The 19,289-nt window shown below is 70.0% G+C and carries 17 protein-coding genes; 1 reads left to right on the forward strand and 16 read right to left on the reverse strand.

Going from position 1 to position 19,289, the window contains the following annotated elements:
• Positions 1–179: 179 nt before the first annotated feature.
• From ileS to ftsZ, 8 genes are all read right to left on the reverse strand, one after another.
• Positions 180–3,332 carry an isoleucine--tRNA ligase gene (gene ileS / locus FHU35_RS06835; RefSeq protein ID WP_145737494.1) on the reverse strand — a complete coding sequence of 1,051 codons (3,153 nt, stop codon included), beginning with the start codon at positions 3,330–3,332 and terminating at the stop codon, positions 180–182.
• 255 nt (positions 3,333–3,587) lie between these two features.
• Positions 3,588–4,007, reverse strand: coding sequence for a hypothetical protein (locus FHU35_RS06840; RefSeq protein WP_145737495.1), 420 nt, complete (start codon positions 4,005–4,007; stop codon positions 3,588–3,590).
• 93 nt (positions 4,008–4,100) lie between these two features.
• Complete coding sequence (gene wag31, locus FHU35_RS06845; protein ID WP_145737496.1) at positions 4,101–4,952, reverse strand: DivIVA-like cell division protein Wag31; 852 nt, start codon at positions 4,950–4,952, stop codon at positions 4,101–4,103.
• 51 nt (positions 4,953–5,003) lie between these two features.
• The gene (locus tag FHU35_RS06850; protein ID WP_093413156.1) at positions 5,004–5,291 is read right to left on the reverse strand and encodes a YggT family protein; all 288 of its coding nucleotides are present in this window, start codon (positions 5,289–5,291) and stop codon (positions 5,004–5,006) included.
• 20 nt (positions 5,292–5,311) lie between these two features.
• Positions 5,312–5,968 carry a cell division protein SepF gene (locus FHU35_RS06855; protein ID WP_145737497.1) on the reverse strand — a complete coding sequence of 219 codons (657 nt, stop codon included), beginning with the start codon at positions 5,966–5,968 and terminating at the stop codon, positions 5,312–5,314.
• Positions 5,969–6,039: 71 nt separating this feature from the next.
• Positions 6,040–6,774, reverse strand: a complete 735-nt coding sequence (locus FHU35_RS06860; protein ID WP_145737498.1) for a YggS family pyridoxal phosphate-dependent enzyme — start codon at positions 6,772–6,774, stop codon at positions 6,040–6,042.
• Complete coding sequence (gene pgeF / locus FHU35_RS06865; RefSeq protein WP_145737499.1) at positions 6,771–7,481, reverse strand: peptidoglycan editing factor PgeF; 711 nt, start codon at positions 7,479–7,481, stop codon at positions 6,771–6,773. Before pgeF ends, FHU35_RS06860 begins: the two co-directional genes overlap by 4 nt.
• A gap of 73 nt (positions 7,482–7,554) precedes the next feature.
• Positions 7,555–9,021 carry a cell division protein FtsZ gene (ftsZ, locus tag FHU35_RS06870; protein ID WP_145737500.1) on the reverse strand — a complete coding sequence of 489 codons (1,467 nt, stop codon included), beginning with the start codon at positions 9,019–9,021 and terminating at the stop codon, positions 7,555–7,557.
• A 487-nt stretch (positions 9,022–9,508) separates the two neighbouring features.
• Between ftsZ and FHU35_RS06875 the strand changes: the two genes are divergently transcribed.
• The gene (locus tag FHU35_RS06875; RefSeq protein WP_145737501.1) at positions 9,509–10,426 is read left to right on the forward strand and encodes an SDR family oxidoreductase; all 918 of its coding nucleotides are present in this window, start codon (positions 9,509–9,511) and stop codon (positions 10,424–10,426) included.
• Here the strand turns inward: FHU35_RS06875 and FHU35_RS06880 are convergent.
• The 8 genes from FHU35_RS06880 to murG form a co-directional block, all read right to left on the reverse strand.
• The gene (locus FHU35_RS06880; protein WP_145737502.1) at positions 10,417–11,379 is read right to left on the reverse strand and encodes a helix-turn-helix transcriptional regulator; all 963 of its coding nucleotides are present in this window, start codon (positions 11,377–11,379) and stop codon (positions 10,417–10,419) included. The two genes, FHU35_RS06875 and FHU35_RS06880, sit on opposite strands and share 10 nt — an antisense overlap.
• 31 nt (positions 11,380–11,410) lie before the next feature.
• Positions 11,411–12,205: a carbohydrate ABC transporter permease gene (locus FHU35_RS06885; protein ID WP_145737503.1), complete on the reverse strand. Its 795-nt coding sequence runs from the start codon at positions 12,203–12,205 to the stop codon at positions 11,411–11,413.
• Positions 12,198–13,067: a carbohydrate ABC transporter permease gene (locus FHU35_RS06890; RefSeq protein WP_246110106.1), complete on the reverse strand. Its 870-nt coding sequence runs from the start codon at positions 13,065–13,067 to the stop codon at positions 12,198–12,200. The genes FHU35_RS06885 and FHU35_RS06890 overlap by 8 nt, the downstream gene beginning before the upstream one ends.
• Before the next feature lie 5 nt (positions 13,068–13,072).
• Complete coding sequence (locus tag FHU35_RS06895; protein ID WP_246110107.1) at positions 13,073–14,392, reverse strand: ABC transporter substrate-binding protein; 1,320 nt, start codon at positions 14,390–14,392, stop codon at positions 13,073–13,075.
• A gap of 285 nt (positions 14,393–14,677) precedes the next feature.
• The gene (locus FHU35_RS06900) at positions 14,678–15,916 is read right to left on the reverse strand and encodes a nitric oxide synthase oxygenase (RefSeq protein ID WP_145737505.1); all 1,239 of its coding nucleotides are present in this window, start codon (positions 15,914–15,916) and stop codon (positions 14,678–14,680) included.
• A gap of 58 nt (positions 15,917–15,974) precedes the next feature.
• Positions 15,975–16,700 carry a cell division protein FtsQ/DivIB gene (locus FHU35_RS06905; protein ID WP_246110108.1) on the reverse strand — a complete coding sequence of 242 codons (726 nt, stop codon included), beginning with the start codon at positions 16,698–16,700 and terminating at the stop codon, positions 15,975–15,977.
• Positions 16,697–18,154 (reverse strand): UDP-N-acetylmuramate--L-alanine ligase, encoded by a 1,458-nt coding sequence (gene murC, locus FHU35_RS06910; RefSeq protein WP_145737506.1) that lies wholly within the window; start codon positions 18,152–18,154, stop codon positions 16,697–16,699. Before murC ends, FHU35_RS06905 begins: the two co-directional genes overlap by 4 nt.
• The gene (gene murG / locus FHU35_RS06915; RefSeq protein WP_145738008.1) at positions 18,151–19,242 is read right to left on the reverse strand and encodes an undecaprenyldiphospho-muramoylpentapeptide beta-N-acetylglucosaminyltransferase; all 1,092 of its coding nucleotides are present in this window, start codon (positions 19,240–19,242) and stop codon (positions 18,151–18,153) included. Before murG ends, murC begins: the two co-directional genes overlap by 4 nt.
• Positions 19,243–19,289: the final 47 nt, after the last annotated feature.

The raw sequence follows: 19,289 nt of genomic DNA on the forward strand, positions 1-19,289 counted from the left end.
AGTAGCGCCTCACCCCGCTCCGCGACAACGCCTTCCCACCTGGTGGGCGCGGGGCAGTTCTGGTCCGAACTGACCGGACGTTCCCCGACATCGATCATGGACGGTTCGGACCAGAACTGCCCCCGGACGAGATCGAGGCCCCGGGAGCGAACCCCGGGGCCTCGATGCGCGCGAGCGCGTCAGACGCGGGAGACCGCGACCTTGATCTCGATCCCGTCGCCGACCGCGCCGGTGGCGGCATCGGCCGCGTCACCGAGATCGACCGCGTCGGCCAGGGTCTCGCCCGCGATGAACTCGCGGTGCGCCTCGACCGCCTCGATCACCTCGGCCGGGGCCTCGACGGTGACCGTGATGCGGTCCGAGACCTCGAAACCGGCGTCCTTGCGGGCGTTCTGGACCACCCGCACGACGTCCCGCGCCAAGCCCTCGGCGGCGAGCTCCGGAGTGACGTCGGTGTCCAGCACGACCAGCCCGTCGCCGCCCGGCAACGCAGCGGCGGCGCCCGAGTCGGTGGAGACCAGCCGCTCGGTGAACTCACCCTCCTGCAGCTCGATGCCCGCGGCGACCACGGTGGACCCGCGGTGCGCCCAGTCACCGGCCTTGACGGCCTTGATCACGGTCTGCACGTCCTTGCCCAGCCGCGGACCGGCCGCGCGGGCGTTGACCGCGATCTCGAAGTGCCCGTGCGCGGCCACGTCGGTGCTCAGCTCCAGGCCCTTGACGTTGACCTCGTCGCTGATCAGATCCGCGAACGGGCGCAGCACCTCGGCCTCCGGAGTGGCCACCACCAGACCGCCCAGCGGCAGCCGGACGCGCAGCTTGTTGGCCTTGCGCAAGGCCAGCGCCGAGGAGCAGACCTGGCGGACCCGGTCCATCGCCGAGACCAGCGCCGGGTCGGCGGGCAGCTCGTCGACCAGCGGCCAATCGGCCATGTGCACCGAACGGCCACCGGTGAGCCCGCGCCACACCGCCTCGGCGGTCAGCGGCAGCAGCGGCGCCACCACCCGGCTGGTCACCTCCAGCACGGTGTGCAGGGTGTTGATCGCGTCCTTGTCGCCGGCCCAGAACCGGTCCCGGGAGCGGCGCACGTACCAGTTGGTCAGCACCTCCAGGAACTCCCGCACGTTCGCGGTCGCGGTCGCCAGGTCCAGCGCGTCCATCGAGGACTGCACGTCGCCGACCAGCTCGTGGGTCTTGGCCAGCACGTAGCGGTCGAGCACGTGCTCGCTGTCGGTGCGGAACTCCCCGCTGACGCCCTCCGCGTTGGCGTAGAGCGCGAGGAAGTACCAGGAGTTCCACAGCGGCAGCACCGCCTGGCGCACCGCGTCCCGGATCCCGCGCTCGGTGACGACCAGGTCGCCGCCGCGCAGGATCGGGCTCGACATCAGGAACCAGCGCATCGCGTCGGAACCGTCGCGGTCGAAGACCTCGTTGACGTCCGGGTAGTTCTTCTTGGACTTCGACATCTTCAGCCCGTCGTGGCCCAGCACGATGCCGTGCGCCACGACGTTGCTGAACGCCGGCCGGTCGAACAGCGCCGTGGCCAGCACGTGCAGCGTGTAGAACCAGCCGCGGGTCTGACCGTGGTACTCGACGATGAAGTCGCCCGGGAAGTGGTGCTCGAACCAGTCCGCGTTCTCCATCGGGTAGTGGACCTGCGCGAACGGCATCGAGCCCGACTCGAACCAGCAGTCCAGCACCTCGGGCACCCGGCGCATCGTGGACTTGCCGGTCGGGTCGTCCGGGTTGGGCCGGGTCAGCTCGTCGATCTCCGGGCGGTGCAGGTTCGTCGGCCGCACCCCGAAGTCTCGTTCGAGCTCGTCCAGCGAGCCGTAGACGTCGGTGCGCGGGTGCTCGGGATCGTCGGAGCACCACACAGGGATCGGCGAACCCCAGTACCGGTTGCGCGAGATGTTCCAGTCGCGGGCGTTCTCCAGCCACTTGCCGAACTGGCCGTCGCGGATGTGCGAGGGAACCCAGTTGATCTGCTTGTTGAGCTCGACCATCCGGTCCTTGAACTGGCTCACGGCCACGAACCAGGACGACAGCGCGCGCTGGATCAGCGCGTTGTCGCAGCGCCAGCAGTGCGGGTACTGGTGGTCGTAGGTCTCGTGCCGCAGCAGCAGACCGCGTTCCTTGAGGTCGCGGGTGATGTGCTTGTTGGCCTCGAAGACCTGCATCCCCTCGTACGGCGGCACCTCGGCGGTGAACCGGCCGCGAGCGTCGACCGGAACGACCGGCACGATGTCGGCCGCGTCGGTGACGACCTTGTCGTCCTCACCGAAAGCCGGTGCGATGTGCACGATTCCGGTGCCGTCGTCGGTCGTGACGTAGTCGGCGGCGAGCACCTGGTGCGCGTTGTCCCGGCCGGCGAAGAAGTCGAACGGCGGCTGGTAGCGGGTGCCGAGCAGATCGGATCCCTTGTACCGGGCCACCACTCGGTCCGCGACGTCCTCGCCGAGCTCGCGGGCGTAGGCGGGAACCCGGGCTTCGGCGATCAGGTAGCGCTCAGTGCTCTCGGCGGGCGCGACCAGCGCGTAGTCCACGTCGGGATGTACGGCGGCGGCCAGGTTCGACGGCAGCGTCCACGGGGTCGTCGTCCACACCAGCGCGAGCGCGCCGTCGAGGTCGCTGCCGGGAGCGGTCAGCCGCAGGCCCACCGTCACGGCCGGGTCCTGGCGCGGCCGGTAGCCGTCGTCCATGCGGGTTTCGGTGTTCGACAGCGGCGTCTCGCAACGCCAGCAGTACCAGAGGACCCGATATCCCTCGTAGACCAGACCCTTGTCCCACAGGGACTTGAAGGCCCACATGACGCTTTCCATGTAGTCCAGGTCGAGGGTCTTGTAGTCGTTCTCGAAGTCGACCCAGCGCGCCTGCCGGGTGACGTAGTCCTCCCACTCCGCGGTGTAGCGCAGCACGGAGGCCTTGCACGCCTCGTTGAAGGCGGCGACGCCCATGTCGTCGATCTCGGCCTTCGAGGTGATCCCGAGCTGCTTCTCCGCCTCGACCTCGGCGGGCAGCCCGTGGGTGTCCCAGCCGAAGCGGCGCTCGACCCGCTTGCCGCGCATCGTCTGGTAGCGCGGGACCGCGTCCTTGACGTAGCCGGTGAGCAGGTGACCGTAGTGCGGCAGGCCGTTGGCGAACGGCGGGCCGTCGTAGAAGACGTACTCGTTCGAGCCGTTGTGCCCTGCCTCGCGCGCCTCGACGGAAGCGCGGAAGGTCTTGTCGTCGGCCCAGAAGTCCAGCACCTGGCGTTCGATCGCCGGGAACGCGGGCTGGGCCGCCACGCCGCGTTCGTCGGACGCGCCGAAGGAAACCTTGGGGTATGCCATCGCGGAGCTGCTCCTCGCAATGTGTCGTTGCCGCCCTGGTGGACGGGGACGACGTCCCGGACGTGCCGGGCACCGCGGTACCACCCCGCTTGCCGACGGTCGGAGACCGACGGCCACTCGATTGCCGGCTGTGACGGGCCGGACCCGTCCGGTTCTACTGAGGCACGCGAGGTGCCCGTTCTTCCGGAAGCTCCCCGGTGATGGCCGGATCAACGCCTGGTGCTCACCAGAGTACCGGGCTTTCGCCAGTGATTTTCACCGGCTCTGGCGAGGCTCCGCCGCGATCGTCGCGTTGGGGGCGCACCTGGCGCAGGGCGTGAAGCCGAGTTCCCGGGCTTCACCGAGCTTCAGCGGCAGCGTCTTCGCCTCGCCGAGCCACTCGCAGGTCCGCACGTGATAGCGCGGGCGTTCGTCGACCACGACGACCTCGGCGTCCTGATCGGCCGACTTCGCGGCGTTGCTTCGTTCTTCACCTGGTTCCGCGCCGAGCGCCGGAGCCGGTGGGGTCTTGCTCTTCTTGCGACGGCGGGCCCTGATCCGGTCGAAGATCAGCAGCGCCACCCCGAGTCCGCTGGCCAGGACCGAGATCCAGGCGAATCCCGCTCCGCCGCCGAGAACGGCGACCGCCAACGTCGCGGCGGCCACCAGGACCAGCAGCAGTACGACCAGCAGCACTCGAATTCCCTCTCGCCGAACCCCTCTCGGCAGATACCGGCGGTGACGGGCCACGACCCATCACCGCCGGTATGCCAAGTCTTGAACGGGGAATCAGCCCGCTTCGGCCGTCCTGGCCCCGAAGCTGTAGCTGGTGGCCTGCTGACCCGAACGGCTCCCGCTGCTGCTGCTCTCCGCAGGTGCGGCAGAGCCTCGGTCCTGCAGCTCGCGCAGCTGAGACTCCAGGTAGGTCTGCAGTCGAGTGCGGTACTCCCGCTCGAACGTGCGGAGAGTCTCGATCTTCTTCTCGAGGGCGTTCTTCTCGTTGGTGATGTTGCCCATCACCTCCGCGTGCTTGCGCTGCGCATCGCGCTCCAGGCTCGCCGCCTTGTCGCGCGCCTGCCGCTCAAGCGTCTCCGCCCGCGTGCGGGCGTCGTTGAGCATCGTCTCGGCTCTGGTCCGGGACTCGTTGACCATGCTGTCGGACTTCGAACGAGCCTCCGACAGCAGCTGCTCGGACTTGGTCCGGGCCTCCGACAACATGCCGTCGGCCTCTGCCTTGGCCTCACCGGTCAGCCGGTCCGCCATCTCCTGCGCGAGGCCGAGAACCTTGGCGGCCTGCACGTGGTGATCGCCGCCCGGGGAAGTCTGCTCGGCAGCGGTCGGCGCCGGGACCGGGGTGAGCCGGCGCGGTTCCTCCGGTGGGGCGGCCGGGGTCGAAGCGGCAGCGGCCGACGCCGACGCAGCCTGGCTGCGGGCGTCGTCCAAGTCGACCTGGGCGGTCTGCAGCTGGGTCTCCACCTGCTCCACCTGCCCACGCAGGTCGTTGTTCTCCTCGACCAGCCGCGCAAGCTCGGCTTCAACCAGGTCGAGGAATGCATCCACCTCGTCCTCGTTGTAGCCCCGCTTGCCGATCGGGGGTTTGCTGAACGCGACGTTATGCACGTCGGCGGGGGTCAGGCCCACAAGATCACCTCACGCACTCCTTCGGCAGCTGCGGGTCGGTCGGGTTCCCCGTCACCCGGCCGGTTGCACCAGTCGCATCAGTATGAACACGACTAGCAGCAGCACCATAATCGATAGGTCCAGTCCGACGCCGCCGATCCGGACCGTCGGAATCACCCGACGCACCAGTTTCACGGGTGGGTCGGTCACTGTGTAGATGCTCTCCAACGCGATTGCAACCCCCCCAACGGGCCGCCAATCGCGAGCGAACACTCTAACGAGTTCCACCACGATACGCGCCGTGAGCAGGAGCCAGAAGAAGAACAGAACGTAGAACAAGACGATCTGTACCGGGTTCACGCCTTCAACTGTGCCACCACTCACCCGTAGTTGAAGAAGGCCCCCTCTGCTAGCCGTCGCTTGTCCTCAGCCGCGACGTCGACGTTCGGCGGTGAGAGCAAGAACACCCGGTTGGTGACCTTCTCGATCGAACCCCGCATCGCGAACGCCAGACCTGCGGCGAAGTCGACCAGACGCTTCGCGTCGGCCTCCTCCATCTCGGTCAGGTTCATGATCACCGGCGTGCCGTCTCGGTACTGCTCGCCGATGGTCCGCGCCTCGCTGTAGCTGCGCGGATGCAGAGTTGTGATCTTACTCAAGTTGAACTGAGTACCTGTGTCAGTCACCGCCCGCAGACGCGAAACACCCTCGCTTCGCGGCTGATCGTTGGGCAGAGTGCTGCGCGACGCCGTCTCCGGCGCCCACTGCCGCCGCGGACGCGGCGGCTCCCGGAACTCCTCGGCGTAGGACTCGGTCTCCGCGTCGGCCTGAAAACCGCCGCGAGTACCCGCCGACCTGCGCCGGGACGCGCCCCGGTCTTCGTCGTAAGCGCCCCGGTCCGCGTAGGCAGGACGGGAGTCGTACACAGGACGATCATCGTCGTACCGCTCGCGGTAGGCGATCTCGTCCTCGTACTCGTCCACCTCGTCGGCCGGGACCATGCCGAAGTAGGCCTTCAACTTGTGCAGAGCGCTCATCGGCATGCCCTTCCTCTGCGGCTCCCTGACACCGAGCACGAGGTGGCCGACCTTCGACCCCCTTCTGACGGCTACGGCGAGGTTAACCGCCGCCCACCGAGCAGCGCGGTTCCGACACGCACCCTGGTCGAGCCGTGGGCAACGGCACTTTCCAGGTCGCCGGACATCCCCGCCGACACGTCCACAGCTTCCGGGTGATCAACGCGCAAGCGCTCGGAGATCGACGAAAGTGTGCTGAAGGCCACATCCACGTCGCCACCCAGAGGAGCGACAGCCATCACTCCCCGCAGCCGAAGATCGCTCGTTCGCGTGATCGTCTCGGCGAGTTGTGGAACGTCCTCCGGGGCGCAGCCGCCCCTCCCGGTCGTGCCGTCCAGGCTGACCTGCACCAACACGTCCAGCGGGTGCTCCCGCTCGCCCGCGTCGAGCGCGCTGGCCGTTGCGCGGGCAAGAGCTTCGGCGAGCCGGTCGCTGTCGACGGATTCGACGACGTCGGCCCAGCGGGCCACCGCGCGCGCCTTGTTCCGCTGCAACTGGCCGACCATGTGCCAGCGCGACGCGGCCACCGGTCGCAGCTCGGCGAACTCGGCGACCTTGCCGCGCGCCTCCTGCTCCCGGTTTTCGGCGAAGGCCGACAGCCCGAGATCGGAGAGAAGAGCCACATCGGATGCGGGGAAGGTCTTGGTCACAGCGAGCAGCTCGACCTCGTCCGGAGACCGGCCGGCGGCCTGGCACGCCTTCGCGAGACGCTCGCGGACCGCCTCCAGCGACTCGGCGAGCTCGGCGCGGCGATCCTCCGGCGTCACTCGTCCTCCATCCAGATCACCGAGGCGAAGCGGCCGGTCCTGCCGTCGTCCCTGCGGTGGCTGTAGAGCTCGGGGGTTTCCATCGTGCAGCGCGGGTCGACGCCGATCTTGGCGATGCCGACCTGCGCGAGCTGCTCGAAGAGCCCGGCTCGCAGGTCGAGCCCGGCGGTCCCCTTCCTGGTCTTGCAGGCGCTGCCGGGCAGGTGCTTCTCCACGTCCGCCTGCATGTCGTGCGGCACCTCGTAGCAGGCTCCGCACGCGGCGGGCCCGATCAGCGCTTCCACCCGATCGAGTCGCGCACCCGCCTCGCGCATCGACTTCAGCGCCGCAGGCAGGACTCCCACGCGCGCGCCCACGCGGCCGGCGTGCACCGCGGAGATCACCCCGGCCTCGGGATCACCGAGCAGCACCGGCACGCAGTCGGCCGTCAGCGCGATCAGCGCGAGACCCGGCTGAGCGGTCACCAGCGCGTCGGAGGCTTCCACCGCCGCCTGCTGCGGTCCGTCCACGACGGTCGCCGTGCGGCCGTGGATCTGCTCCATCCAGACCAGGTGGTCCTCGGGCAGGCCGATGCCGTCCGCCAGCTTGCGCGTGTTGGCCGCGAGCGCCTCCGGCGCATCGCCGACCTTGCCGCCGAGGTTGAAGGAGTCGAACGGCGCACTGGAGCTGCCGCCCTCCCGCGTGGTCGTCACGCGCCGAATCCGCACTTGCCCAGCCTCCCGAAAAAGAAAAATCGACACCGGGAACCCGCGGTCCCCGGTGTCGATTCTCGCTTATGCGTCAGCGCCGCATGAACGGCGGAATGTCGACGTCGTCATCCGTGTCATCGCCCACCGGGACGGCCCGGTTCGGCAGCCCGCCGGGACGCGAAGCGCCGGTGGAGTGCGTCGGGTACCCGCCGGTGCGGCCGGGCACCGACACGCCCTGCTGACCGGTGGACGAACCGTCGCCGCCGTAGGTCCGCTGCTGCGGGCTCTGCGGCTGCTGCTGGTAACCGGTCTGCTGCGGCGCCTGGGTCTGCGGTGCCGGCGTCTGAGGTGCCGCGGGCTGCTCGGGCTGCGGGGCAGCGGGAGCCTCCGGAGCGGGCGCCGAGTCCTGAACCGGCTGAACCGGCTGAGCCGGGGCGGGCGCGGGAGCCGGAGCGCTCGGTGCGGCCGGAGCCTGAGCGCTCGGGGCCGCCGGGGCCTGCTGGGTCTCGGTTTCCGCTGGGGCAGCGGGCTTCTCGGCCTTGGGCGCCGATGTTTCGGCGTCCTCGGTGCGCCCGCCGACGCGGGTCGGCTCGAGCTTCTTGTGCGTCGGCGTGCCCGAGTCGAACCCTGCGGCGATCACCGTGACGCGAACCTCATCGCCGAGCGAGTCGTCGATGACGGTACCGAAGATGATGTTGGCCTCGGGGTGCGCCGACTCCTGGACCAGCGACGCCGACTCGTTGATCTCGAAGAGACCGAGGTCGGAACCGCCCGCTATGGCCAGCAGCACGCCGTGGGCGCCTTCCATCGAGGCCTCCAGCAGCGGCGAGTTGATCGCCTTCTGCGCGGCTTCGACGGCTCTGCCATCACCCCTCGCCGAGCCGATGCCCATCAAGGCGCTGCCCGCGCCGGACATGACGCTCTTGACGTCGGCGAAGTCGAGGTTGATCAGACCCGGCGTGGTGATCAGGTCGGTGATGCCCTGGACACCGGAGAGCAGCACCTCGTCGGCCGAGCGGAAGGCGTCCATCAGGCTCACGCCGATGTCGCCGAGCTGCAGCAGCCGGTCGTTCGGGATGACGATCAGGGTGTCGCAGCAGTCCCGGAGCTCCTTGATGCCCTGCTCCGCCTGGGACGCGCGGCGCTTGCCCTCGAAGGAGAACGGCCGAGTGACGACACCGATCGTCAGCGCACCGAGCTTGCGCGCGATGTTGGCGACCACCGGGGCGCCACCGGTTCCGGTGCCACCGCCTTCACCAGCGGTCACGAACACCATGTCGGCGCCCTTGAGGACCTCTTCGATCTCCTCGGCGTGATCCTCGGCGGCCTTGTAGCCGACCTCCGGTGCCGCGCCGGCACCGAGGCCACGAGTGAGCTCGCGGCCGATGTCGAGCTTGACGTCGGCATCGGACATCAGCAGGGCCTGCGCGTCGGTGTTCACCGCGATGAACTCAACGCCTTTGAGCCCGACCTCGATCATGCGGTTCACGGCGTTGACGCCGCCGCCACCGATGCCGACGACTTTGATCACCGCGAGATAGTTGTGCGGGGGCGTCATCGGATCCGCCTTCCTGATCGTGGCTGTGTGCTCTCTGCGTCGACCGCCGGGACGGCCGCTGAGCCGGTGCCGCGATGCGGCTCCCCCTGGTCGTCGGCGCGGAGTCGAGGTACACCCGATCCCGTGCCCGGTTCCGGACCGTAAGCGCGATCGCACCCTTGCGTCCAGCAGCCACGCCGGTTTCGGTAGCAGCAGTTTTGTGCTGTGCACCTCGGGGTTCGCACCCCGACGTCGTCCGTGTTGCTCAGCGGGTCCGCTCGTCGCCGCAGCGAGCCCAGTTCTTCGTTCCTCCCCGGTGCGATGACCCCGTCGCGGACGTGATCACCACATCGAACACCGTACCTGGCGACCCGATCACCTGGTTGAGGCAGTCGCGATTGGCGCAACGGCTTCGTCGCAGCGGACAGCGCCGGAAATCCGGACTGCGGGTGTCTGGTTTGGCTGCCAGCGTCTCCTCTCGTCAGCGTCGAGACGGAGGAAGTGCGCGATGGCAGCGGATTTGCGAGGCGAGGTCGCGATGGTCGCGGGCGCGACGAGGGGAGCCGGGCGGGGGATCGCCGTGGAGCTCGGGGCGGCGGGCGCGACGGTGTACTGCACCGGGCGCACGACCCGCACGCAGCGCTCGGACTACGACCGGCCGGAGACCATTGAGGACACCGCCGAGATGGTCACCCGCGCCGGGGGCGAGGGGATCGCGGTCCGGGTCGACCACACGGTCCCGGACGAGGTGCGAGAGGTGGTGCGGCGCGTCGAATCCGAGCAGGGGCGGCTGGACGTGCTGGTCAACGACCTCGGCGGCGAGCACCTGATGGACTGGAACAAGCCGATCTGGGAGCAGGACCTGACCAAGGGCCTGCAACGGCTGCGCACCGGCATCGAGGCGCACATGATCACCAGCCACTTCGCGCTGGCGCTGCTGAGCAGGCGTCCGGGCGGGTTGGTCGTGGAGCTCACCGACGGCACTGCCGAAGTGCACGAGAAGTTCTACCGCAACGAGTGCGGGGCGTTCTTCGACGTCGCCAAGACGGCGATGCACCGGCTGGCCCGCGCCCAGGGAGAGGAGCTGGCACCGCTGGGCGGCACCGCGGTGTCGCTGACGCCGGGGTGGTTGCGCTCGGAGATGATGCTGGAGCACTACGAGGTCACCGAGGACAACTGGCGCGAGTCCACGATCGCCCCAGCGGCTTTCGCGATCGCCGAATCACCGGCGTACGTGGGCCGCGCGGTGGTGGCGCTGGCGGCCGATCCGGACGTGGCCCGATGGAACACCCAGTCGCTGTCCAGCGGTTTCCTGGCCGGGGAGTACGGGTTCACCGACACCGACGGGTCGCAGCCGGACTGCTGGCGGTTCGCGCTGGAGGTCGAGTGGGTCGACGGCGAGGGCGACGTGGCGGACTACCGGTAGAGCGCGGCGAAGCGCTCCGCGGTGCGGGCGAGATCCTGGCGCAGCTCTTCCGGCGCCAGGACCTCGGCTTCCGGGCCGAGCGCGAGGATCTGCGCGAACGCGACCCGCATCGATTCGGTCCGGAACGTGGTGCGGACCCAGCCGCGCTCGTCCGGTTCACCGGCGACCGCCTCGGCTTCGGCGGCGGCGAGTCCTTCGGTGGTGGCGTGCAGGCGGCGGAGCCCGGTGGCGCTGATGCGGAGGTCGACGTCGAGGGTGAGCAGCGACCGGGAGAACTCCTCCGCGGTGCGGTCCCAGAACCCGGCGAGGTCGAAGTCCTCGTCGCGCTCGAACTCCTCCCCCGTGCTGACCTCGCGGAACCGGTCGACCCGGTAGGTGCGGAACCGCCCGTCGCAGCGCGCCGCGAGGTACCAGACGCCGGCCTTGAGCACGAGTCCGTGCGGTTCGAGCTCGCGGTGGACGAGCAGTTCGCCGCGCTCGTACTTGGCGCTGATCCTCAGGTCCGCCCACACGGCGCGGCCGATTTCCGGTAGCAGGGCGGATGTTTCGGCCTCGCGGAACCAGCGGGGAGCGTCGAGGTGGAAGCGCTGCCCCACCCGCTGGGGCGCGTCCTGGAACGGCGGGGCGAGCGCGGCGGTGGTCTTGCGGCGGGCGGCTTCGACGGCCTCGCCGAGCCCCATGTCGATCGCCGCCCCCGGCACTCCGGACAGGAACAGCGCTTCGGCCTCCTGCCGGTGCAGACCGTTGAGCTTGGACCGGTAGCCGCCGAGCAACCGGTACCCACCACCTCGCCCGCGCTCGGCGTAGACCGGAACCCCCGCCTCGGCGAGTGCCAGCACGTCGCGCGCCACGGTCCGCTCGGAGACCTCCAGCTCGCGCGAGAGCTCAGGTCCGGTCATCGACCCCCGGACCTGCAACAAGCACAACAGCGACACCAACCGAGCAGCCCGCACCCGCCCAACCTACGACCGACCACCGACGACCTCAGCGCAAGCCGGTCGTCTTCAGCGACTGGACGAGCCAGCGCTGGCCGAAGAGGAAGACCAGGACCGTGGGCAGGGCGGCAAGCATCCCGGCCGCGATGACGTAGTGCATCTTCGAGGAGAACTGCCCCTGCAGCGAGGCGATGCCGACCTGGACGACGCGCAGCGACTCGTCCTGGGCCACGGCCAGCGGCCACAGGAAGGAGTTCCAGTTGGCCAGGAAGAACAGCACGGCCAGCGCGGCGAGCATCGGCCTGCTCAGCGGCAGCACGACGTGCCAGTAGATGCGCCAGTGACCGCAGCCGTCCAGCTGCGCGGCGTCCTCCAGCTCGCTGGGGATGCCGAGGTAGAACTGGCGCAGCAGGAACACGCCGAAGGCGTTGAACAGGCCCGGCACGATGAGTCCCGCGTAGGTGTCCACCAGCCCCAGCGCGCGGACCACCATGAACAGCGGGACCAGGATCACCGGCAGCGAGATCAACAACGTCGCCACCACCGAGGCGAACGCGAAACCTCTCCCCCGGAAGGACAACCGGGCCAGCGCGTAGGCGGCCATCGAGTGCAAGAACAGTGCGATGACGGTGACCGTGACCGCCACGAACGCGCTGTTGCCCAGGTAGCGCAGGAACGGCACCTCGGTGAGCACGTAGATCACGTTCGCCAGCGTCAGCTCGCCCGGCCAGCCGAGGCTGTAGAGCTCCGACTCCGGGCGGAACGCGCTGAGCAGGAACCACAGCAGCGGCGCGACCGTGCCGAAGGCGATCAGGTACGCGGCGACGGCTCGGGGCCTAGGCATCGAACCGGCCTCCTCTCGTCAACGCGAACAGGGCACCGGTGATCGCGCCCAGCGCCACGACCAGCAGCGCGCAGATCGCCGAGGCGTAGCCGAAGCGGCCGAACAGGAAGGCCTGCTGGTAGGCGTAGTAGACGACCGTGGTGGTGGAGTTCGCCGGGCCGCCCGAGGTCAGCACGTAGACCAGGTCGAACGCCTGCAACCCGGTCACCGCGTTGATCAGCGAGGTCACCAGCACGAAGAAGCTCGTCGGGCGCAGCATCGGCCACGTGACGTGGCGGAACCGCTGCCACGGACCACCACCGTCCACGGTGGCCGCGTCGTAGTACTCGCGCGGGATGTCCTGCAAGCCTCCCAGGAAGATCAGCATCTGGTAGCCCATCAGGAACCACACGCTGATCAGCACGAGCGTGAGCAGCGCCAGCGTCGGATCACCCAGCCAGGAGACCTCGTCCAGCCCGGTCAGCTTCGCCACCGCGCCCGTCTTGTCGGTGAGCAGGAACTGCCACAGCAGGCCGATCACCACCAGGCTCACCGCGTTCGGCAGGAACAGCGCGGCGCGCACCACCGCCACACCCGGGAAGTGCTCCGACACCAGCAGCGCCAGGCCGAGCCCGGCGAAGAACGCCAGCGGCACGAACAGCGCGGCGTAGCCGAGGGTGATGCCGAAGCTCTTCCACAGCAGACCGTCCCCGGCCATCAGCCGGAAGTTCTCCAGCCCGGCCCACTCGACGTTGCCGAAGCCGTCGACCTCGAAGAAGCCCACCATCAGCGCCAGGAGCGCGGGCAAGGCGATGAACAGCAGGAGGCCGAGCGCGTCGGGCGCGAGGAACGCGGCAGCGGCGGAGGCGTCGGATCTCTTCACGCGGCTCAATTGATCTGCGCTCCGTCGTAGGTGGACAGGAACGTGTTGATCTGCTCGGCCGCGGCGCCGGCGGCCTCGGCCGGATCGCCACCGCCGAGGTGGCAGGACTGCAGCGCGTCGGAGACCGCGCGGTAGATCTCCGGCGGGTAGCGAGGTTCCGGCCGGGCCTCGGCCATCACTTCGTCGGCGAAGACCCGCATCGCGCCGTCGGCGAACGCTCCGCGTTGCTCGGCGACCTGCTGCACGGAGTAGCGCGGCGGCAGGTTGGTCTTGGCGACCGTGTTCCAGCGACGCATCCGCTCGATGCACTCGGGATCGGTCGACCCCAGCGCCCAGACGACGAATTCCGCTGCCGCGTCGGCGTTCTCGCTCTTGCCGTTGGCGACCATCGCCCAGCTCCCCAGAGCCGTGGTGTAAGCACCACCGGGCGGGGTCGGCAGGGGTATCACTCCGTAGCGGAAATCCGGTGCCTGCTCGGCGATCTCGGCGATCGCCCAGATCCCGGCGTGCTGCATGGCGCAGTAGCCGTCGGCGATGTTGGAGATCGTGTCGTTGCCGCCGGTGCCGCGGACCCGGCGCGGTGCGGCGCCGAGGTTCACGGTCTCCTGCCAGAAGCGCAGCGCCTGGTGCACCTGCGGGCTGTCGAAGGCGGCGCTGCGGTGATCCGGGCTGAAGACCTCGCCCCCCGCCATCCACATGGACTGGTAGAAGGTGAAGTTCTCGTAGTAACCGGGGTTGGTCTCCAGCAGCAGGCCGAAGCGGTCCCGGTTCGTGAGGCGCTGCGCCAGGGACAGGAGCTGGTCCCAGGTGCGCGGCAGGTCACCCTCGGCGAGGTGCTGCTGCTCGAAGATCTCCTCGCTGTAGTACAGGGCCAGCGGTTCGATCTCCATCGGCAGCCCGAAGACCCGGTCGTCGACCAGCCTGGTCTCCAGCACCTGCGGCAGGAAGTCCGCGCGCACGGCCGGATCCAGGTGCGGCGTGAGGTCGGCGAGCACTCCGCCGTTGTAGTAGCGCAGGAAGTCGCCCGGGCTCAGCAGGAAGACGTCCGGACCCGCTCCGGCGCTGAAGGACGTCTGCAGGGTGGGGCCGGACTTGTAGTCCTTGTTGGGGACGTAGCGGAGCCGGATCTTGATGTCGTGGGTGTCGTTCCACTCCTCGGCCAGCTGGACGAACCAGTCGCTCTGCGACTTCTGCTGCCCGCCGGGGCCGTAGAAGTTCCAGAGGCTCAGCTCCCGGGGCTTCGGCGCGCAGCCCACCAGCGCAGGTCCGGCGGCCAGCGCCCCCATCCCGCCGAGGAACGCTCGCCGCCCCACTGATCCGGTCACCCGACCACCCCCAGAGGCCCAGCAAACGATTACCAAGCACGCTAAGTGACCCCGATCACCCAGTCAATGGACCCACCAGGATCACTCCTTCCGGGCAAGTCCCAGTTTTAGTCATAACTGAGCCGACATTTCGGGCGCGGAGCGTCCTCGGTTTGGACTAAAACTGGGACCTGGCGAGGTTCACCGCCCACCGGTGACCCGCAGCGGTGACCCGCAGCGGTGACCCGCAGCGGTGACGCGGGTGCCCGGTGCGGAGGGCGGGTCCGGCGGAGCGGCAGTGGGTGGTCAGGTGAAGTGGGGTGGGCCTCCGGCGAGGGCGCGGTGGGTGGCCACTTCGTCGGCGTAGTAGTTGGGGCCCGACGCTTCGGTGTCGTAGTAGCGGTGGAAGACCGGGGTTTGCGAGCCCGACATCGGAGGGACGATCCAGGACCAGTCGACCGGGCACTTGCGGCCCGCAGCCTCCTCCTTCTCCAGATGCGTGAGGAACCGGTGGGATTCGGTGTGGTGATCGGTGATCGTCACCCCGGCCTGCTGGTAGGAGTGCAGCACCGCCCGGTTGAGCTCGACCATCGCGCGGTCCCGCCAGAGGGTGTCCTCGCGCGAGGTGTCGAGGCCCAGCCGCTCGGCGATCACCGGGACGAGGTCGTAGCGGTCGTGGTCGGCGAAGTTGCGGGCACCGATCTCGGTTCCCATGTACCAGCCGTTGAAAGGCGCTGCGGGGTACGAGATGCCCCCGATGGACAGGCGCATCCCGCTGATGACCGGAACCGCGTGCCAGCGCAGCCCGAGCTCGGCGAACCACGGCAGCTCGGGATGGGTCATCGGGACCTCCTGCACCGCGTCCGGGGGCAGCGCGAACATGTGCGCCCCCTCCTCGCGGGTCTCCACCACCAGCGGCAGCGGGTCGAAACCCGTGCGGCGGGCGGGAGCGCGCCAGCCGAAGCCGGTGACCGCCTCGGTGAAGCGGACGTAGCGCGGGTCGCCGAGGACCGAGCCGTCCGCGTTGCGGTACCCGGCGTAGCGGATGAGCTGCTCGTTCCAGATCCGCGGAGCGGGGCGCTGCGGGGTCTCGGGCGGGAACACGCTGATCACCGGACGCACCTTGCCGCCGTTGGTGGCCATCCGCAGGTGCTCGACGCAGTGCGCGGCCACGCCGGAAACCGTGTGCACGTCGCGCAGGTCGCGGACCTTCAGGCTGCGCCAGTACAACCGGCCGATGCAGCGAGCGCTGTTGCGCCAGGCGACCTTCGCGCCGTAGGCGAGCTCCTCGGCGGTGTGCCGGTAGGTGCCGATCGTCTCGACCTCGTAGCGCATCCGCGCCAGCCGGTGCTGGATCGGGGTGTCGACGGGGTTCTCGGCGTGGAACAGCCGCAGGAACTCCTCGGCTTCGGCGATGTCGACCGAGGGCGCCCGGAACACCGGCGCCGCAGGTGGGGGGACGGGACGTAAGCGGCGGGTCCGCTCCGCCGCACCGGCTCCTCCGGAGAAGACCGCTTCCGGCGCGTCACCACTCACCCTGAACACGGCACCACGTTAGCGCGCAGATGATGATCTTGAACCGGTGCCGCTCACCGGCGGCCGTTCAGGCGACCGTCGGCAGCGCAGGTGTCGTAACGTCGTAGACCTTGCCGGGACGGGTCAGCAACGACGGCAGGATCAGCGCTTTGCGCGGCGTGTCCTCGATCGTCCCCCAGTCGACGCTCCGGCCGCCGGTCAGCTCCAGCCGGATGTCGCTCGGGCTGCGCGCGAGCACCGCGGTCACCTCGGCCCGCACCGGGAGCGGCAGGGCCACCAGCACCGACAGCCCCGCGCGGGTCATCGGGTCCTCGGCGGAAGCCTTGGGCGCGCGCAGTTCCGGGACCCCGGCGGGCGGGGCGGAGACCGTTTGGAACGGCACCCCGTCCACGTCGAGCAGGCGAACCCCGTCGGTGGCGCGGAAGTACGCCGCCGGAGCGCGTTCGGTGACCTTGATGAGCACTGTGGACGGCCAGTCCAGCACCGCCTGCGCGTCGGCGACCTTGGGCAGCGCGTGCAGGTTCTCCCGGATCTGCTGGGGATCAACCCGCAGCATCGGGGTGCCTTCGGCCACCTCCGCGGCCTGGATCACCGCGTCGGGCGGCAGGGTTCCGTTGCCCTCCACCCGCACGGTGCGCACGCCCACCAGCGGCGAGAAGTAGACGACCAGGAAACCGATCGTCACCACCGCCAGCACGCCCGGCAGCAGGAAGCGCCGCCAAGCCGGAACGGGCGGCGCGCTCCGGCGCACCTGCCGGCGCCGCGCTCGCTCCGCCGCGCCCCGATCGGTCACCCCAGGTCCTCCCCGTCGCCGTTGCCGAGGGAACCCGCGGCGCGGTCGAGCTCGCCGAGGATCTCCGGGCCGAGCATGGTCACGTCACCGGCGCCCATCGTCAGCACCAGGTCGCCGGGCCGGACCAGGCCCGCGACGCGCGGTCCCGCATCGGTGAAGGACGGCTCGAAGTGCACGTTCTCAGCCGGCAGCGGGATGGCGTCGGAGATCAGCTTGCCGGTCACACCCGGCTGCGGGTCCTCGCGGGCGCCGTAGACGTCGAGCACGACGACCTCGTCGGCCAGGCCCAGCGCCTCCGCGAACTCCGCAGCGAAGGTCGCGGTCCGGGAGAACAGGTGCGGCTGGAAGACCACGACGACCCTGCCCGCACCGGCGACCGGGCGAGCCGCGCGCAGCTGCGCGGCGACCTCGGTCGGGTGGTGGGCGTAGTCGTCGTAGACGCGAATGCCGTTGACCCGCCCCTTGAACTCGAAGCGGCGCCGCACACCGCCGAAGGCGGCCAGGCCTTCCAGCATCCCCTCCAGCGGAGCACCGAGCTCCAGGCCGGCGAGCAGTGCGGCGACGGCGTTGGCGGCCATGTGCTCGCCGGGGACGGCGACCTGCACGTCGACCAACCCGGACGTCACGCCCACGAGCTCCACCGACACCACGCCCATGCCCTGCTCGGCGCGGTAGCCGGCGAGCCGGGCGTCACCCTCGGCGGTGGCGTTCGCGCCGTAGCGGCGCACGCGCAGCCCGGCCGATTCCGCCTGCGCCGCGAGGACTTCCGCGCCCGGATCGTCGGAGCAGACGATGAGCACGCCGCCGGGCTCGATGCGACCGACGAAGTCCTCGAAGACCTTGGTGTAGGCCTCCGCGGTCCCGTGGTGGTCCAGGTGGTCGGGCTCGACGTTGGTCACGACCGCCACCGAGGGCGCGAACGCCAGGAACGATCCGTCGCTCTCGTCGGCCTCGGCGACGAAGACGCCGCCGTCGCCGTGGTGCGCGTTGGCGCCGGACTCGTTGAGGTCGCCGCCGATGGCGAACGACGGGTCGACGCGGCAGTGCTGCAGCGCGACGGTGAGCATCGAGGTCGTCGAGGTCTTGCCGTGCGTTCCGGCGACGCAGGCCACGCGGTGATCGGACATCAGCCCGGCCAGCGCCTCGGCGCGTCGCAGCACGGCGATGCCGCGTTCCTGCGCGGCGACCAGCTCGGCGTTGTCCGGGCGGATCGCGGTGGAGACGACGACGGCCGTCGGCTCCTGGTCCAGCAGGTCGAGGTTCTCGGCGTGGTGCCCGATCCCGATGCTCGCGCCCTGCGCGCGCAGCGCCATGACGGTGCGCGAGTCGCGCGCGTCCGAGCCGGAGACCTGGTGTCCCCGGGCGAGGAGGATGCGGGCGATGCCGCTCATCCCGGCCCCGCCGATGCCCACCAGGTGGACCCGATCGAGCAGTCGCTCCATGTCGGCGGTCATTGACCCGCCACCTCCATCACGATGCGGGCGAGCACCTGGTCGGCCTCGCGGTGGCCGGTGCCCATGGTCGCCTGGCTCATCATCTGCAGCCGCTGCGCGTCCAGGGCCATCGGGACGATCTCGTCGATGACCCGCTGCGGCGTCAGCTCCTCGTCGGCGATCAGCCGGGCTCCCCCGGCGCTGACGACCGGCTGGGCGTTGAGCGCCTGCTCGCCGTTGCCGTGCGGCAGCGGCACGAACACGGCGGGCAGGCCGATGGCGGAGACCTCGGCGACGGTCATCGCGCCCGACCGGCACACGACCAGGTCGGCGGCGGCGTAGGCGAGGTCCATCTGCTCCAGGTACGGCACGGTCCGGTAGATCGGCGCACCCATGACCTGCTGGATCGCGACGCTGTTCTTGGGTCCGTGGGCGTGCAGCACGCCGATGCCCGCGCGGCCGATGGCCTGCGCGGCGCCGGAGAAGGCGGTGTTGAGCGTCTGCGCGCCCTGGGAACCGCCGAAGACCAGGACCGTCGGCGCGTGCGGGTGCAGCCCGAAGTGCTGACGGGCCTGCATCCGCAGCTTCCAGCGGTCCAGCCTGGTGATCGACTCCCGCAGCGGGATGCCGATCGTCTGCGCCCCGGGCAGTCCGCTGTCGGGGGTCGCCGACAGGACGCGGGAAGCGAGCTTGGCGCCGACCTTGTTGGCCAGCCCGGCGCGGGCGTTGGCCTCGTGCACCACGATCGGCACCCGGCCGCGGGCGGCGAGGTAGGCGGGCAGCGAGACGTAGCCGCCGAAGCCGACGACGACGTGGGCGCCGACCTTGTCGAGCACGTCGCGGGTCTGGTGAACGGACTCGCGCACTTTCAGCGGCAGCTTGAGCAGGTCGGTGTTGGGCTTGCGGGGCATGGGGACCGGCGGGATCAGCTCCAGCGGGTATCCGCGAGCCGGGACCAGCCGGTTCTCCAGCCCTCGTTCGGTGCCCAGCGCGGTGATCTGCGCGTCCGGGCGGACGCGTCGCACCGCGTCGGCCAGCGCCAGCGCCGGTTCGATGTGCCCCGCGGTGCCGCCTCCTGCGACCACCACCGAAAGACGACGCATGCCCATCCCGGCGCCCTGCGGTTCGCCCAGGCGCTGGATGCGGACCGTCTGGT

Source organism: Saccharopolyspora dendranthemae (genome assembly GCF_007829955.1).
GTDB classification, from domain to species: Bacteria; Actinomycetota; Actinomycetes; order Mycobacteriales; family Pseudonocardiaceae; genus Saccharopolyspora; species Saccharopolyspora dendranthemae.